Here is a 14891-nt window from a genome sequence, read left to right on the forward strand (position 1 = left end):
GGGCCCCGGGGGGGGGGGGGGGCGCCGCCCCCCCCCCCCCCCCCGGGGGGGGGGGGGGGGGGGGGGGGGGGGGGGCCCCCCCCCCCCGCAACGGCGCCGCACGGCTCCGCGCAGCGGTCCCGGCCGCCCCGGGGGCAAAGCGTTTCGTGGGGAAGGGGCCCCGCCCCATAGGATTGGGCCTGGAACATCCACACAACCCACCCCCAGAGGATCGCTGCATGCCTGGCATCACGCGCGAGGAGGTCGCTCACCTCGCTCGGCTGGCCCGTCTGGAGCTCAAGGCCGAAGAGCTGGACCACTTCGCCGGACAGCTGGACGACATCATCGGCGCGGTCGCCCGCGTCGCCGAGGTCGCCGACCAAGACGTCCCGCCGACCTCCCACCCGCTCCCGCTGACCAACGTCATGCGCGCGGACGAGGTCCGTCCCTCGCTCACCCCCGAGCAGGCGCTCTCCGGCGCCCCGGCACAGGAGCAGCAGCGTTTCAAGGTGCCGCAGATCCTGGGGGAGGACTAATCACATGAGTGACCACAGCATCATCAAGCTCACCGCCGCCGAGACCGCCGAGAAGATCGCCTCCGGCGAGCTCACGGCCGTCCAGGTCACCGAGGCCCACCTGGCCCGCATCGACGCCGTCGACGAGAAGGTCCACGCCTTCCTCCACGTCGACCGCGACGGCGCCCTCGCCCAGGCCCGCGCCGTCGACGCCAAGCGCGCCGCCGGCGAGAAGCTCGGCCCGCTGGCCGGCGTACCGCTCGCCCTGAAGGACATCTTCACCACCGTCGGGGTCCCGACCACCGTCGGTTCGAAGATCCTCGAGGGCTGGATCCCGCCGTACGACGCCACCCTCACGCGCAAGCTGAAGGAAGCCGACGTCGTCATCCTCGGCAAGACCAACATGGACGAGTTCGCCATGGGGTCCTCCACCGAGAACAGCGCCTTCGGCCCCACCGGCAACCCGTGGGACCTCACCCGCATCCCGGGCGGCTCCGGCGGCGGTTCCTCCGCGGCCCTCGCCTCCTACCAGGCGCCCCTCGCCATCGGCACGGACACCGGCGGCTCCATCCGCCAGCCCGCCGCCGTCACCGCCACGGTCGGCGTGAAGCCGACGTACGGCGGGGTCTCCCGCTACGGCATGGTGGCCTTCTCCTCCTCCCTCGACCAGGGCGGCCCCTGCGCCCGCACGGTCCTGGACGCGGCCCTCCTCCACGAGGTCATCGCCGGCCACGACCCGCTGGACTCCACCTCCATCGACGCCCCGGTCCCGCCGGTCGTCGAGGCGGCCCGCAACGGCTCCGTCGCCGGCATGCGCGTCGGCGTCGTCAAGCAGTTCCGCGGCGAGGGCTACCAGGCCGGTGTCGTGCAGCGCTTCGACGAGTCCGTGGAGCTCCTCAAGGAGCTGGGCGCCGAGATCGTCGAGCTGGACTGCCCGTCCTTCGACCTGGCCCTGGCCGCGTACTACCTGATCGCGCCGTCCGAGGCCTCCTCCAACCTGGCCCGCTTCGACGCCATGCGCTACGGCCTGCGCGTCGGCGACGACGGCACCACCTCCGCCGAGGACGTCACCGCCCTGACCCGCGAGGCCGGCTTCGGCCCCGAGGTCAAGCGCCGCATCATCCTCGGCACGTACGCGCTCAGCTCCGGCTACTACGACGCGTACTACGGTTCCGCCCAGAAGGTCCGCACCCTCATCACCCAGGACTTCGAGAAGGCCTTCGAGAGCGTGGACGTGATCGTCTCCCCGACGACCCCGACCACCGCGTTCCCGATCGGCGAGCGCGCCGACGACCCGATGGCGATGTACCTCGCGGACCTGTGCACCATCCCGACCAACCTGGCCGGCAACGCCGCCATGTCGCTGCCCTGCGGCCTGGCGCCGGAGGACGGTCTCCCGGTCGGTCTGCAGATCATCGCCCCCGCGATGAAGGACGACCGCCTGTACAAGGTCGGTGCCGCCGTCGAGGCCGCCTTCATCGCCCGCTGGGGTCACCCACTGCTGGAGGAGGCTCCGTCCCTGTGAGTGCACTGAGCAAGGCCAAGGGCTTCAAGAAGTCGAAGTCCGGCACGTACCTGTCGATCGGCACCACCGCCTTCGGTGCCATCAGCGTGATCAAGCAGGCCCGCAAGGCCCGCACCGAGTCCGACGCGCTGCTGCTGCTCGACGCCGTTGTGTCCGCCGCCGCCATCGCCACAGGCCTCGCGATCCTGTACCGCGAGCTGAAGCGCCTCGGCGACGACGACGTCCTGCTGGGCTGAGAGGGAAAGTTCCACCGTGACTGTCACTGAACTCCTGTCGTACGACGCGGCCCTCGCTGCGTACGACCCCGTCATGGGCCTCGAGGTCCACGTCGAGCTCGGCACCCGCACCAAGATGTTCTGCGGCTGCTCCACCGAGCTGGGCGCGGACCCCAACTCGCAGACCTGCCCGGTCTGCCTCGGCCTGCCCGGCTCCCTGCCGGTCGTCAACGCGATCGGCGTCGAGTCCGCCATCAAGATCGGCCTCGCGCTGAACTGCGAGATCGCCGAGTGGTGCCGCTTCGCCCGGAAGAACTACTTCTATCCGGACATGCCGAAGAACTTCCAGACCTCCCAGTACGACGAGCCGATCGCCTTCAACGGCTACCTGGACGTCCAGCTGGAGGACGGCGAGATCTTCCGCGTGGAGATCGAGCGCGCCCACATGGAGGAGGACACCGGCAAGTCGACGCACGTCGGCGGCGCCACCGGCCGCATCCACGGCGCGTCCCACTCCCTGCTCGACTACAACCGGGCCGGCATCCCGCTCATCGAGATCGTCACCAAGCCGATCGAGGGCGCGGGAGCGCGCGCTCCCGAGGTCGCCAAGGCGTACGTCGCCGAGCTGCGCGAGGTCATCAGGGCGCTCGGCGTCTCCGAGGCCCGCATGGACAAGGGCCAGATGCGCTGCGACGTCAACCTGTCGCTCCGCCCGAACGGCACCGAGACCTTCGGCACCCGCTCGGAGACCAAGAACGTCAACTCGCTGCGCTCGGTCGAGCGCGCGGCGCGCTTCGAGATCCAGCGCCACGCGGCCGTCCTCCAGTCCGGCGGCACGATCGTGCAGGAGACCCGTCACTTCCACGAGGACGACGGCTCCACCACCTCCGGCCGCATCAAGGACAACGCCGAGGACTACCGGTACTTCCCGGAGCCCGACCTCGTCCCGGTGGCCCCGGCCCGCGAGTGGGTCGAGGAGCTGCGCGCCGGCCTGCCCGAGATGCCCCGGGTTCGCCGCAACCGCCTCCGCGAGGAGTGGGGGATCAGCGAGCACGACATGCAGTCGATCCTCAACGCGGGCGCGGTGGACTCCATCGTCGCCACCATCGAGGCGGGCGCCGACTCGGTCGCGGCGCGCAAGTGGTGGCTCGGCGAGCTGGCCCGCAACGCCAACGAGCAGGGTGTCGGCGTCGACGAGCTGCCGATCACCCCGGCGGACGTCGCCCGCGTCTCGGTGCTGGTCGCCGAGGGCTCGCTCAACGACAAGCTGGCCCGCCAGGTCCTGGAGGGCGTCCTCGCGGGCGAGGGCACCCCGGACGAGGTCGTCGAGAAGCGCGGCCTGAAGGTCGTCTCGGACGAGGGCGCGCTGGGCGCGGCCGTGGACGAGGCCATCGCCGGCAACGCGGCCATCGCGGACAAGATCCGCGGCGGCAAGGTCGCGGCGGTCGGCGCGCTGGTCGGCGCGGTCATGAAGACCACCCGCGGCCAGGCGGACGCGGCGCGCGTCAAGGAGCTCATCCTGGAGCGCCTGGGCGTGTCCGAGGGCTGAGCCCGCGCAGTGTGAGTGCCGCGAGGGGCGGCGTACCTGGTTCCGGCCCGGTACGCCGCCCCTCGTGCGTACCGCTACTTGGCGAGCGTCGGCTCGCCGAGGACGAGCCGGCCCATCTCGCACCTCTTCTGCGGGTCGGCGTAGCTGATGCGCAGCCGCAGGGCGTTGTCGAGCTTGAGGTTCAGCGTCTCCGGCGCTCCGAGGCTGATCTCGCCGGTGTACAGAGCCTTGCCGTCGGCCGAGATGGTGAGCCGGGCGGTCTTGTGGGCGGAGGAGTCGTCGATCCCGGCGACCAGGGCGTTCTCGTAGTACTTGGCCTTCACCGTGCCGTTTCCGACGTCCAGCCAGGCGTAGTCGCCGTTCGCGACCGACCTCAGGGTGGTCAGCGAGACGGAGCTCGGGCCGGGCAGGACGCTGCCGCGCTTGCGGCTGCGCTGAGCCGTCGTACGGGCCTCAGGTGCCGGGGCCGGTGCCGCGTACGCCGGCCTGTACTCGACCGGTACGACGGGCTCGGGCGTGGGCGGCGGATGGACCGCCGGCCGTGCCGACGGTACGGGCGGCACCAGCGGCGCAGCTGCGGGCGGCGGTGGCACGTACCGCCGCGGGGCCGCGTCCTGCGGGGCCTGCTGGGAGGTCGAGGCGGTCGTCGAGACCACCGCACGGCGGACGTCCTTCATCCATGCCGCCAGGCTCACCGGCCGCTCCCCCGGATCGGCTGAGCAGATCGCCGCCAGCCGCGCCCGCTGCTCGGCGTCGAGCGTGGCGATCTGCGGCAGTGCGGTCAGCGAGGCTGCCAACCGGCCGGGGTCCGGCGGTGGCGCCTCCCCGCTGAGCAGGAAGTACGCGATGGCCCCGAAGGCGTACCGGTCCTGCCCGGCGTCCGCTTGCCCTCGAAGACCTCCGGCGCCGCGTATCCCGGCGTGAACCAGACCTCGGCCGTCTGGTGGTCGGCGGTCAGTTTGCTGAGCCCGAAGTCCACCAGGGTGGCCTGCCCGTGGGCGTCGACCATGACGTTGCCCGGGGACAGGTCCCCGTGGATCACGGTCCGCCCGGACGGGGTGGCCTTCCCCGAGTGCAGCCAGTCCAGTACGTCGGCCAGCTGTTCCAGCGTCCGCATGATCTCGCGCCGCTCACCGGCCGTCGCGAACGTCCGCTCGGCCCGCCAGTCACGGAGGTCCAGCCCGTCCTAGTCAATGTCCCTCCAGAGAAGCTGAATTGATGAACGGTCAGCTTTGCGCGGGAGGGTGCGGCCGGTCAATGCGCCTCAGCGCGCGAGGGAGAGGAACTCGGTCCAGGTCGCGGGCGAGACGGTGAGCACCGGGCCGTCGGCGACCTTGGAGTCCCGGACGTGGACGGCGGCGGGGTGGGCGGCGATCTCGACGCAGTCGCCGCCCTGGCTGCCGCTGTAGCTCGACTTGCGCCAGTGGTAGGCGACTTCGAGGCAGGCGCCTCCCTCGTCGCTGCTGTAGCTCGACTTGAACCAGGTCAGTTCGTGTGTCATGACTCTCCTAGCAGGTCGTCCAACAGGCCCTTGCTGTCCTCCAGGGAGAGAGCCTGGGAACGCAGCATCCCATACTTGAGATGCAGTGGATGGACCTCGTCGGGATCGTCCAACAGGAAGCTGACGCGCTGGCCTTCCAGGTAGGCGAGCTGGTCGTGGTCGCCGGTTTCCAGAAGGATCATCGGCCCCGCGAGGCCGGCGTGGGTGGTCCGGCTCGTGGGGATTACCTGGAGTCCGAGGAACGGGAGTTCCGTCATCTCCCGCAGGTGGCGGAGCTGCTCGCGGAGCACGTCCATGCCGCCGATCGGCCGTTCCAGGACCACCTGTTCCAGGATGAAATGCATCATCGGCGGCCACGGCTTGCGGTTGAACAGCGTCTGCCGGGCCAGCCGGGATGCCGTTTGCTGCTCCGTCCCTTCCGCGGTCAGCGGCGGAAAGAGACAGCCGAAGACCGCCGCTGCGTACTCCGGGGTTTGGAGCAGCCCCGGGATCACGTGGTTCTCGTACCAGAGCAGGCTAGCTGCGTCGCGCTCGTGCTCGATGAACTCGATCGCGAACGCCGGATACCGCTCCCGCTTCGGAACCTTCGCCAGCGCCGCGCTCAACGCCCCGCGCGTCGCGAACAGTTCGTCGAGGGCCGCCGCCATCTTCGGCTGGAGAAGGCGGCGGCCCTGTTCCATGGACGAGACCGTCTCGCGGTCCACATGGAGGTGTTCCGCCAGGCTCTCCTGGGTGAACGGCGTCTGCCTGCGGAAATGTGCCGCCAGCGCGCCGATGACCACCCAAGAGGCGTTGCGCAGGGGCTTGTTGGTGTCTGCCATGCCGGGTCCTTCCCCGGCCGGACGGATTCCGACGCTCCGTCGACTCGTACTTCACTCGTACAAAGATTGTTTCTGTAGCGATCGCTAGTTAAATCCTGTACGGTTCTTTCTGTAGCGACCACTAGCGAACTGAACGGGGTCATCCATGAGTACCGCCACCTACGCCCGCACCGTCCGCAACGAGAGCCGCGGCCCCGGGCTGCTGCTCGCCCACGGCGGGGGCGGATCCGTCGAGTCCAACTACGGGGCGATACTCGACGGGCTCGCGGCCGGTCACACCGTCGTCGGCGTCGACTACCCCGGCACCGGCGGCACGCCGAAGGCCGAGCAGCCGCTCGAGCTCGACGAGCTCGCCGATCAGCTGGTGGCGGCGGCCGACGCCGAAGGGCTCGACCGGTTCGCCGTGCTCGGGTACTCGCTGGGCGGCAACGTCGCCGTCCGCATCGCCGCCCGCTACCCCGAGCGGGTCACCGCGCTCGTGCTCACCGCCACCTTCGCGCGCTCGGACAACCGCCTCGACCTGGTCACCGGGACGTGGACCGAGCTGGCCCGGCGCGGGGACGAAGAGCTGCTCGCACGGATGCTCCTACCGCTCGCGCTGAGCGAGAAGGTGCTGGAGAGCCTGAGCCCGGACCAGGTGGAGGCCCTCGTGCGGGACACCGCGGCGGCGGTGCCGCCCGGCAGCGGGGACCACGCCGCCCTCGTGCGCGGGGCCGACCTGCGGGCCGACCTCGCGCGGATCGACGTACCGGCACTCGTCATCGCGACCACCGAGGACCGGCTCGTCCCGCTCTCCCTCCAGCGCGAACTGGCCGACACCCTCCACGGCGCCCGCTATGCGGAACTCCCCACCGGGCACCTGCCGTTCGCGGAGCGGCCGGGTGAATGGCTGGAGCTGATCAGCGGGTTCCTGACGGGAATTCACGGCTGAGCCGGTCCCAGTCGGTGACCACCGGGACCAGCTCGCCCCGCGCCCACAGCGGCAGTTGGTCGCGGTGGTGGGTGCCGCCCGGCACTCCGTCGGCGCCGAGCGGCACCACCCACAGGCTGTCCTCGCGGCGGGCCAGGTCCCAGACGTAACGGGCGGCCGGGGCGCGGACGACGAGTTCGGACACCCCGGGGACGGAGGAGGTGGCGTTCACGCAGTCGTGGTCGCCGCCCAGGCCCGGCCAGGAGGTCGCGGGATCCGGCAGCGCCTGCCGGGGCGCCAGGCGGTGCACCTGCGACCAGGGTGTGTCCGGGGTGGCGGCCGCGGTCTCCTCCAGGGCCGCCCGGACATGTGCCGGACGGTCCAGTTCCGGCAGCAGGGGGGTGGTGAGCAGGCCTTCCAGCGCGTAGCCGGCCTTGGGGAGGAGCAGTTGCCGGTCGTGCAGCACCTCGGGACCGGTCGGCGGGCCGGCCAGCTCCGCGAACACCGGGTCGGCGGCGATCCGCCGGGTGAGGGCGGCGCGGAAGGCGGCGAACACGGTTGCGTCGGTGCTGTCGGCCGCCATCCGGCGGTCCCAGGCCAGCAGGCGTGCGCGCAGCGCGGCCGCCGCGGGGGAGAGGCCGTCGAGGGCGGGCAGCAGCTCCAACAGGGGTGCGGCGGAGGCCAGATGTGTGTCCAGGTGGATCGCCGCCATGTCCTTCGCGGACCAGCCGGCGGAACCGCTGAGGAGTTCGCGGATCCGGTGGGCCCGGTGGCCGGGCGCGAACTCCACGCCGAACGGCGAGGCGATGCCCCTCGCGTTCGCCATCACCGCGAAGCCCTGCACCGGTTCGCCGACCGGGTCGGCCCAGCCCCGCCAGGCGTACTGCGGTTCCCAGGCGGGCACCGGCCGCAGCCGGTTGGCGGGGTCGCGCAGCGGTACGGCGCCGGCGACCCGGTGCAGCAGCCCGCCCTCGGTGTCGGCGGCGAGGACCACGTTGACGGGTTCGGCCCAGCCGTCGAGGGCCCGGTCGATGTCGGCGACCGTACGGGCGCGCAGCAGCGCGGGCAACGCGGCGAAGCCGAGGTCCTCGCGGACCCGAGGCGGGTGGCGCAGGCTCAGGTTCTGCTCGGCCCCGTCGACCCCCTGCCGGACGACGACCGGGCCGTGCGCGGTCTCCAGCACCTCGACCTCGAGGTGGCGGAAGTTCTCCCCGTCCTTGACGGTCAGGATCTCGGTGTGGCGGGCGACCGGCTCCCAGGTGCCGCCGGCGGCACGGGCCAGCAGCCGGCCCTCGTCGTCCTCCCGCAACTCCTCGACGTACAGGTCCTGGTAGTCGGCCATGGCGTTGGTGATGGCCCAGGCCGCGGTACCGGTGTGGCCGAAGTGGGCGATGCCGGGGACGCCGGGGACGGCGAGGCCGAGGACGTCGTACTCCGGGCAGCAGAGGCGTATCTGCTGGTACACCCCCGGGTCCTCGATGGTCCGGTGCGGGTCGCCGGCGAGGACGGCCGCGCCGGTGACGGTGCGGTCGCCCGGCACCAGCCAGCCGTTGCTGCCGCAGCTGCCGGGCCCGTCGGCGGCGAACAGGGGGACGGCCGCCTCGCCGAGGGAGCGGGCGACCCGCTCGCGCCACAGCTTGGTGGGGAGGCCGGTGAACAGGATGTGGATGGAGAGCCAGACGGCGAGCGGGGCCCAGGGCTGCCAGGGGGCGGGGGAGAGGCCGGTCTCCGCGAACCGCGGGTCGCGGTCCGCGCCGCGGGCCAGGCCGTCGTTCACCCCGTCCACGTACGCGCGGACCCAGGCGGCGGTCTCCGCGTCCAAGGCCTCGAAGCAGCGGCGGGCGGTGTCGTGGAGCCGGGCCTGGCGGGCGAACCGGTCCCAGGCGACGGCGCGGGGGCCGAGGAAGGCGGCGGTGGAGCCCTGCGCGCGGTGCCGGGCCACCTCCAGCTGCCAGGCCCGGTCCACGGCGGTGATCCGGCCCTGCGAGTAGGCGAGTTGGAGGGGGTCGGAGGCGCGGAGGTGGGGGATGCCGTGGGAGTCCCGGTAGACCGCGTGGTCCGCACCGGTCGCTTTGCTCGGACTGCTCACACGTACCCCCAGGCGCGTCAGGTTAGGCTGACCTAACTATAGGGTGCCGGGAGAGGGGTGGACGGACATGGCTGTGGGCAAGGGCTGGGAGGGTGTGGTCCTCAAACTCCTGCGCGCCAAGGACTTCACGTTCACCGTGACCGGGGCGGAGCAGGTCACGGCGGACTACCGGCGGGTCGGTTTCACCGACGGGGGACTGCTGGCGGCGGCCGGGGAGTCCCTGCACCCGACCATGTGGGTGCGCCTGTGGTTCGAGGACCACGGCAAACCCCACCAGCGCGCCTACACCCTGGTCGATCCCGACCCGGCGGCCGGCACCTTCTCGCTGGAGTTCGCCCTGCACGGGGGTGCGGCCGGCAACTGGGCGCGCACGGCCGTGCCGGGGGACACCATCGAGGCCTCGGTCCAGGGCACCGGCTTCGTCCGGCCGGTGCCCGCGCCCGAGCGGCTGCTGGTGATCGGCGACCCGTCCTCGCTGCCGGCCGTCAACTCCCTGCTGGACGCCTACCCGGGCACCCCGGCCACCCTCTGGTTCGAGACGCAGCACGCCTCGGACGCGGAGCTTCCGGTCCGGCTGGACCCGGGCCGGCACGAGATCCGCCGGATCCGCCGCGAACGGGGTGGTGCGGCCCTGGTCGAGCGGGTCAAGGCCGAACTTCCGGCACTGGCGCCGGATCCGGCCACCGCGTACGTCTGGCTGGCCTGCGACACCGCCACCACGCGCGCCCTGACCTCCTGGCTCCGCAAGGACCTCGGCCTGCCGAAGTCGCGGCTGGACAGCCTGGGGTACTGGCAGCCCGCCCCAACACCCCGCTGACGCGGCCTCCCCGCCAATCCCATCCCCACCGCGCCGCCTCCGGCCCCCGCCGGGGGTGGAGCCCCCTCCAGCCCCGCCGGGCCGCTCCACCCCCGCCCCGGGCCGCCGGGCCCGCTTCACCCCCGCCGGGCCCGCTTCACCCCCGCCGGGCTGCCTCCGGCCCCGCCGGGGGGTGAAGCCCCCTCCAGCCCCGCCGGCGTTTGAGGCGCGGGGGTCCGGGGGCTGGCCCCCGGCAACGGCGCCGCACCCGACCCGGCACCTGCAGCCCGCCGGCCCTTGCCGCTGGGTTGCCGCAGGCAACTCCAGCCCCGCCGGCGATTGAGGCGCGGGCGTCCGGGGGCCGGCCCCCGCAACGGCGCCGCACCCGGACCCGGACCCGCTGCGAAGCCGGGGCGGGGGTGGGGGCCGCTGCGCGGAGCTGTTCCCCTCCCCGCCCCTTCCCGAACTGGGGCTCCGCCCCAGACCCCGCTCCTCAAACGCCGGAGGGGCTGGAAATGCCAGACCCCGGCGGGGCTGGGAAGGTAGCCCGGCGGGGCTGGGAAGGGGCCGCACGGCGGGTGGGGAGGTGCTGCCGGGTGGGGGAGGTTCGGAACCCTGGGGGCGGTGTCTGCGTCTGCGGGAGCATGTCCGCGAACGTGACCGCGCACGCAGCCGCCCAGCTCCTGCGCTTCGGCCTGCTCCAGGCCCGCTGCTGCGCCTTCCCCGTCGCCCTGGTCCTCGGCATCGGCGCGTCGGGCCTGCTCCCCGACCTGCCGGTGGCCCGCTACGACCTGGTCCTGCTCTACGGGGTGGGCCTGACCGTGCTGGCCCGCAGGGCCGGCTGGGACACGGCCCGCGATACCGCTGTGATCGCCGCCTGCCACCTCATCGGGCTGCTCTTCGAGCTCGTCAAAGTCCGGATGGGGTCCTGGGTCTACCCGGAGGAGGCCCTCACCAAGGTGGCGGGCGTCCCGCTGTACGGCGGCTTCCTCTACGCGGCCGTCGGCAGTTACGTGTGCCGTTCGTGGCGGCTGATGGACCTCTCCCTGGGCCGGTACCGGCCACGGCCGATGGCCGTCCTCGCCGCCCTCGTCTACCTCAACTTCTTCACCCACCACTGGCTCCCCGACCTCCGGTGGCCGCTGGCCGCCCTGCTGCTCCTCGCCCTGTGGGGCACCTGGGTGCACTTCACCGTGGGCGCCGACCGGTACCGGATGCCGCTGGCCCTGGCCTTCGTACTGATCGGGTTCTTCCTCTGGGTCGCCGAGAACGCCGCGACCTACGCGGGGGCCTGGAGCTACCCCGACCAGCTCGACGGCTGGCAGCCCGTCCCGCTCGCCAAGTTCGCCGCCTGGTCGCTGCTGATCAGCGTCACCTTCGTCATCGCGGCCCGCTACGCCGCACACCACACGTACGGCGTGGTGACGCCCAGCACCTCGAAGCCCAGGCGTTCCAGGATCGGCCGGCTCTGGTCGGAGGCGTCGACCTGGAGGTACGCGATGCCGCGGGCGGCGGCGATGCGGGCGCGGTGGGCGACCAAGGCGCGGTAGATCCCCCTGCCGCGCCACTCCGGAGCGGTGCCGCCGCCCCACAGGCCGGCGAACCCGGCGCCGGGCGGCATCTCCATGCGCGCCGCGCTCACCGGCCGGCCGTCCGCCATCGCCACGACCGCGGCGAGGGTCTCCGGCGCCTCGGCCAGCCGGGTCAGGACCTGGTGGTGCAGGCGCGGAAAGGACTCGCCGAACGCGGCCTCGTGCGCCGCCATCATCAGGTCCACCCCGGCCGCGTCAGTCACCGGAACCAGCGTCACTCCTTCCGGTACGGCCGCCTCCGCCGCCACGTCCGCCACCCGGGCCACCATCAGCGTCTCCGGCGGCTCCGGCACCAGGCCGGCCGCCGCGAGCCGGGCCCCCAGGTCGGCCGGCCCGTCGTGGTCGTACAGCTTCCACTCGAACTCGTCCGCCCCCAGGCCCGCGAAGTGCGCCACCTGCGCCGCGATCACGCTGTCCGCCGTCTCCTCCGTCAGTTCCGACCAGAGCACCGCGTTCCAGCCCAGCCCCGGCGCGCTCTGCCGTACCACCGGACCGGCCCGCTCCACCACCGCCCCGAGCCCCTCGGGCAGCGCCCCGCGCCGCATCTCCGCGTCGTACCGCGCCCGTACCTCGGCAAGATCCATCGTCATCCGATCAGCTGACCAGCCGTCCGGGCACCCCTGCAACTGCATTAGCCTCGCCTCGTATGAGCGACAACGTGTACGTCGGCCGGGCCGCCGCCGACGCAGCCCTCGACCACGGCTGGCTCCTCGGCCACTTCAAGGACCCGGACGGCCCCCGGCACAGCGAGGACGTCGAGATCAAGTGGGGAGTCCACCCGAAGGGCGAGGAGCGCGCCCGGTGGGTGCGGGGTGAGGAGCGCACCGCCCTGCAGGTCCTCATCAGCGGACGCTTCCGGCTGGAGTTCCCGGGCCGCACCGTCGTCCTCGCCGAGCAGGGCGACTACGCGGTCTGGGGCCGCGGGGTCGACCACACCTGGTGTGCCGAGGAGGACACGGTCGTCCTGACCGTCCGTTGGCCCTCCGTCCCGGGGTACAAGGTCCCGCAGACCCCCGCAGGCCTGTGATGATGCACACGAAACGGGCCAACGATCACCATTCGCTGCGATCGTGTCGGTGTGGACCGCCCGGGGAGACCCCCTAGGGGCACATGCGTTCATGCGTTCTACGTCGGGCCGTACCCCGGTGAAGATCCGAACCACCAGGGAGCACGTTCCGTTGGCAGCAATCGCACGGTGGTGCATGCGGCACCGCCTCGTCGCCGTCCTGATCTGGCTCCTGGCCCTCGGCGGCACCGCCGCGGCCGCCGCCACCGCCGGCACCGCGTTCTCCAACGACTACGAGGTCCCCGGCACCGAATCCGGCAAGGCCGCCGACCTGCTCCGCGACGGCTTCCACGGCCAGGGCGGCGACACCGACACCGTCGTCTGGCGCACCCCGCCCGACCGGACCGCCCGCACCCCCGCCGTCGAACAGCGGATGAGCGCCGCCCTCGACACCATCGCCGAGCTCCCCGGCGTCGGCTCGGTCACCAGCCCCTACCGCCCCGAAGGCGCCGGCCAGATCAGCCCCGACGGGCGCACCGCCTACGCCGTCGTCACCTTCGACCGGCCGGCCGACTCCGTTCCCAGGGGCCAGGCCACCGCGGTCGTCGACGCCGCCAAGAACCGGCACACCGAGGCCGACGGCCTCCAGGTCGAACTCGGCGGCGCGGCCATCGGACTCACCGAGGCCCCCACCGCCCACCTCGCCGAGGTCATCGGCGTGGCCGTCGCCGCCCTCGTCCTCTTCCTCGCCTTCGGCTCGCTCGCCGCCAGCCTGCTGCCCATCGCGACCGCCGTGGTCAGCGTCGGCACCGCCTACTCCGGCATCACCCTGCTCGGGCACGCCATGCCGGTCGCGGACTTCGCGCCGATGCTGGGCACCCTGATCGGCCTCGGCGTCGGCATCGACTACGCGCTGTTCATCGTGACCCGGCACCGCAAGGGCCTCAAGCGCGGCCTCCCGGTCGAGGAGGCCGCCCGCGAGGCGGTGGCCACCACCGGCCGGGCCGTGGTCTTCGCCGGCGCCACCGTCTGCATCGCCCTGCTGGGCATGCTGGTGCTCCGCCTCGGCTTCCTCAACGGCGTCGCGCTGGCCGCCTCCCTGACCGTCGTCCTCACCGTCGCCGCCTCGGTCACCCTGCTGCCCGCCCTCCTCTCGTACATCGGCATGCGCGCCCTCTCCCGCCGGGAGCGCCGCAGGCTCGCCGAGCACGGCCCGCAGCCCGAGGGGCCGACCGGGTTCGCCGCCCGCTGGTCCGCCTTCGTGGAGCGGCACCCCAAGCTGCTCGGCCTCGTCGCCGCCCTCGTGATGGCCGTCCTGGCCCTGCCCACCCTCTCCCTCCACCTCGGCACCTCCGACCAGGGCAACAACCCGGCCGGCTCCACCACCCGGCAGGCGTACGACCTCCTCGCCGACGGCTTCGGCCCCGGCACCAACGGCCCGCTCGCCCTGGTCGCCCGCCTCGACGACGCGGGCGACCGGGTCGCACTGGACCGGCTCGGCACAACCCTTCGGAACACCGAGGGCATCGCGGCCGCCGGCCCCGCCGTGGTCAACCGCAGCGGTGACACCGCCGTCCTGACCGTCGTACCGGACTCCTCCCCGCAGTCCCGGGACACCAGCGAACTCGTCGACAGGCTCCGCCAGGACGTCATCCCGCGCGCCGAGCAGGGCAGCAGCATGGAGGTGTACGTCGGGGGCGTCACCGCCGGCTACGACGACTTCGCCGAGGTGATCATCGGCAAGCTGCCGCTGTTCGTCGGCGTGGTCATCGCCCTCGGCTGCGTCCTGCTGCTGCTCGCGTTCCGGTCCATCGGCATCCCCCTCAAGGCCGCCGCCATGAACGTGGCCGCCGTCGCCTCCTCCTTCGGGGTGGTCGTGGCGATCTTCCAGTGGGGCTGGGGCAGTGAACCGATGGGCCTGGGCAGCGCCGGACCCATCGAGCCGTTCCTGCCCGTGATCATGGTGTCGGTGCTCTTCGGGCTGTCCATGGACTACCAGGTGTTCCTGGTCAGCCGCATGTACGAGGAATGGCTGGAGACCGGTGACAACCGGCGCGCCGTCCGGGTGGGCCTGGCCGAGACCAGCCGGGTGATCAACTCGGCCGCCGTCATCATGATCTCCGTCTTCCTCGCCTTCGTCCTGAGCGGAGACCGGCTGATCGCCATGTTCGGCATCGCCCTCGCCGCCGCCGTCGCCCTCGACGCCTTCGTCCTGCGCACCCTCCTCGTCCCCGCCCTCATGCACCTGCTCGGCGGCGCCAACTGGTGGCTGCCCGGCTGGCTCGACCGCCGGCTGCCCAAGATCAGCATCGAGGCGCCCGAGTCCTCCCCGCATGCGAAACTGCCTGCGCAGCGGCCCGGCGGAGATCACGCGGCGGCCGCTTCCCGCTGAC

14 protein-coding genes and 1 pseudogene are annotated in these 14891 nt (G+C 72.7%); 9 read left to right on the forward strand and 6 right to left on the reverse strand.

The genetic code is table 11. The features are described from left to right. Positions 1–218: 218 nt before the first annotated feature. From gatC to gatB, 4 genes are read left to right on the forward strand one after another with little or no spacing between them, the layout of a single operon-like run. Positions 219–515: an Asp-tRNA(Asn)/Glu-tRNA(Gln) amidotransferase subunit GatC gene (gene gatC, locus AB0447_RS29215; RefSeq protein WP_366479828.1), complete on the forward strand. Its 297-nt coding sequence runs from the start codon at positions 219–221 to the stop codon at positions 513–515. 4 nt (positions 516–519) lie between these two features. Then, positions 520–2019 (forward strand): Asp-tRNA(Asn)/Glu-tRNA(Gln) amidotransferase subunit GatA, encoded by a 1500-nt coding sequence (gene gatA, locus AB0447_RS29220; protein WP_366479829.1) that lies wholly within the window; start codon positions 520–522, stop codon positions 2017–2019. Then, positions 2016–2255, forward strand: coding sequence for a hypothetical protein (locus tag AB0447_RS29225; protein ID WP_366479830.1), 240 nt, complete (start codon positions 2016–2018; stop codon positions 2253–2255). Before gatA ends, AB0447_RS29225 begins: the two co-directional genes overlap by 4 nt. Positions 2256–2271: 16 nt before the next feature. Continuing rightward, positions 2272–3783 carry an Asp-tRNA(Asn)/Glu-tRNA(Gln) amidotransferase subunit GatB gene (gatB, locus tag AB0447_RS29230; protein ID WP_366479831.1) on the forward strand — a complete coding sequence of 504 codons (1512 nt, stop codon included), beginning with the start codon at positions 2272–2274 and terminating at the stop codon, positions 3781–3783. A 74-nt stretch (positions 3784–3857) separates the two neighbouring features. On the opposite strand, the gene AB0447_RS29235 is transcribed toward gatB, so the two are convergent. From AB0447_RS29235 to AB0447_RS29250, 4 genes are all read right to left on the reverse strand, one after another. Next, positions 3858–4580, reverse strand: coding sequence for a hypothetical protein (locus tag AB0447_RS29235; protein WP_366479832.1), 723 nt, complete (start codon positions 4578–4580; stop codon positions 3858–3860). Next, a complete protein-coding gene (locus tag AB0447_RS29240; protein WP_366479877.1) occupies positions 4565–4963 on the reverse strand; it encodes a phosphotransferase in 399 nt (132 codons plus the stop codon). The genes AB0447_RS29235 and AB0447_RS29240 overlap by 16 nt, the downstream gene beginning before the upstream one ends. 84 nt (positions 4964–5047) lie before the next feature. Then, on the reverse strand, positions 5048–5284 hold the full coding sequence (locus AB0447_RS29245; RefSeq protein ID WP_366479833.1) for a DUF397 domain-containing protein: 237 nt from the start codon (positions 5282–5284) through the stop codon (positions 5048–5050). Further along, the gene (locus AB0447_RS29250) at positions 5281–6105 is read right to left on the reverse strand and encodes a helix-turn-helix transcriptional regulator (RefSeq protein WP_366479834.1); all 825 of its coding nucleotides are present in this window, start codon (positions 6103–6105) and stop codon (positions 5281–5283) included. The genes AB0447_RS29245 and AB0447_RS29250 overlap by 4 nt, the downstream gene beginning before the upstream one ends. Before the next feature lie 145 nt (positions 6106–6250). Here AB0447_RS29250 and AB0447_RS29255 point away from each other — a divergent pair, with 145 nt between their 5' ends. Continuing rightward, positions 6251–7036 carry an alpha/beta fold hydrolase gene (locus tag AB0447_RS29255; protein WP_366479835.1) on the forward strand — a complete coding sequence of 262 codons (786 nt, stop codon included), beginning with the start codon at positions 6251–6253 and terminating at the stop codon, positions 7034–7036. Here AB0447_RS29255 and AB0447_RS29260 read toward each other — a convergent pair. Continuing rightward, complete coding sequence (locus AB0447_RS29260; protein ID WP_366479836.1) at positions 7005–9104, reverse strand: penicillin acylase family protein; 2100 nt, start codon at positions 9102–9104, stop codon at positions 7005–7007. The genes AB0447_RS29255 and AB0447_RS29260 overlap by 32 nt on opposite strands. A gap of 67 nt (positions 9105–9171) precedes the next feature. Between AB0447_RS29260 and AB0447_RS29265 the strand changes: the two genes are divergently transcribed. Both AB0447_RS29265 and AB0447_RS29270 read left to right on the forward strand, forming a co-directional pair. Beyond that, a complete protein-coding gene (locus AB0447_RS29265) occupies positions 9172–9921 on the forward strand; it encodes a siderophore-interacting protein (RefSeq protein WP_366479837.1) in 750 nt (249 codons plus the stop codon). Between the two features lie 623 nt (positions 9922–10544). Then, positions 10545–11288, forward strand: a pseudogene (locus AB0447_RS29270) (DUF817 domain-containing protein); the annotation flags it as partial. 5 nt (positions 11289–11293) lie between these two features. Here the strand turns inward: AB0447_RS29270 and AB0447_RS29275 are convergent. Further along, the gene (locus AB0447_RS29275) at positions 11294–12076 is read right to left on the reverse strand and encodes a GNAT family N-acetyltransferase (RefSeq protein WP_366479878.1); all 783 of its coding nucleotides are present in this window, start codon (positions 12074–12076) and stop codon (positions 11294–11296) included. A gap of 62 nt (positions 12077–12138) precedes the next feature. Here AB0447_RS29275 and AB0447_RS29280 point away from each other — a divergent pair, with 62 nt between their 5' ends. Both AB0447_RS29280 and AB0447_RS29285 read left to right on the forward strand, forming a co-directional pair. Then, positions 12139–12519 (forward strand): signal peptidase I, encoded by a 381-nt coding sequence (locus AB0447_RS29280; RefSeq protein WP_366479838.1) that lies wholly within the window; start codon positions 12139–12141, stop codon positions 12517–12519. Between the two features lie 151 nt (positions 12520–12670). Beyond that, on the forward strand, positions 12671–14890 hold the full coding sequence (locus AB0447_RS29285) for an MMPL family transporter (RefSeq protein ID WP_366479839.1): 2220 nt from the start codon (positions 12671–12673) through the stop codon (positions 14888–14890). Position 14891 lies beyond the last annotated feature (1 nt).

Origin of the sequence: Streptomyces sp. NPDC051211 (genome assembly GCF_040689505.1) — a bacterium.
GTDB lineage: Bacteria > Actinomycetota > Actinomycetes > Streptomycetales > Streptomycetaceae > Streptomyces.

What these genes read in the sequence shown, in the direction of transcription:
- gatA (WP_366479829.1), top strand. Translation starts at nt 520, where the DNA reads ATGAGTGACCACAGCATCATCAAGCTCACCGCCGCCGAGACCGCCGAG.
- AB0447_RS29280 (WP_366479838.1), top strand. Translation starts at nt 12,139, where the DNA reads ATGAGCGACAACGTGTACGTCGGCCGGGCCGCCGCCGACGCAGCCCTC.
- AB0447_RS29250 (WP_366479834.1), bottom strand. Translation starts at nt 6,105, where the DNA reads ATGGCAGACACCAACAAGCCCCTGCGCAACGCCTCTTGGGTGGTCATC.
- AB0447_RS29275 (WP_366479878.1), bottom strand. Translation starts at nt 12,076, where the DNA reads ATGGATCTTGCCGAGGTACGGGCGCGGTACGACGCGGAGATGCGGCGC.
- AB0447_RS29255 (WP_366479835.1), top strand. Translation starts at nt 6,251, where the DNA reads ATGAGTACCGCCACCTACGCCCGCACCGTCCGCAACGAGAGCCGCGGC.
- gatC (WP_366479828.1), top strand. Translation starts at nt 219, where the DNA reads ATGCCTGGCATCACGCGCGAGGAGGTCGCTCACCTCGCTCGGCTGGCC.
- AB0447_RS29245 (WP_366479833.1), bottom strand. Translation starts at nt 5,284, where the DNA reads ATGACACACGAACTGACCTGGTTCAAGTCGAGCTACAGCAGCGACGAG.
- AB0447_RS29265 (WP_366479837.1), top strand. Translation starts at nt 9,172, where the DNA reads ATGGCTGTGGGCAAGGGCTGGGAGGGTGTGGTCCTCAAACTCCTGCGC.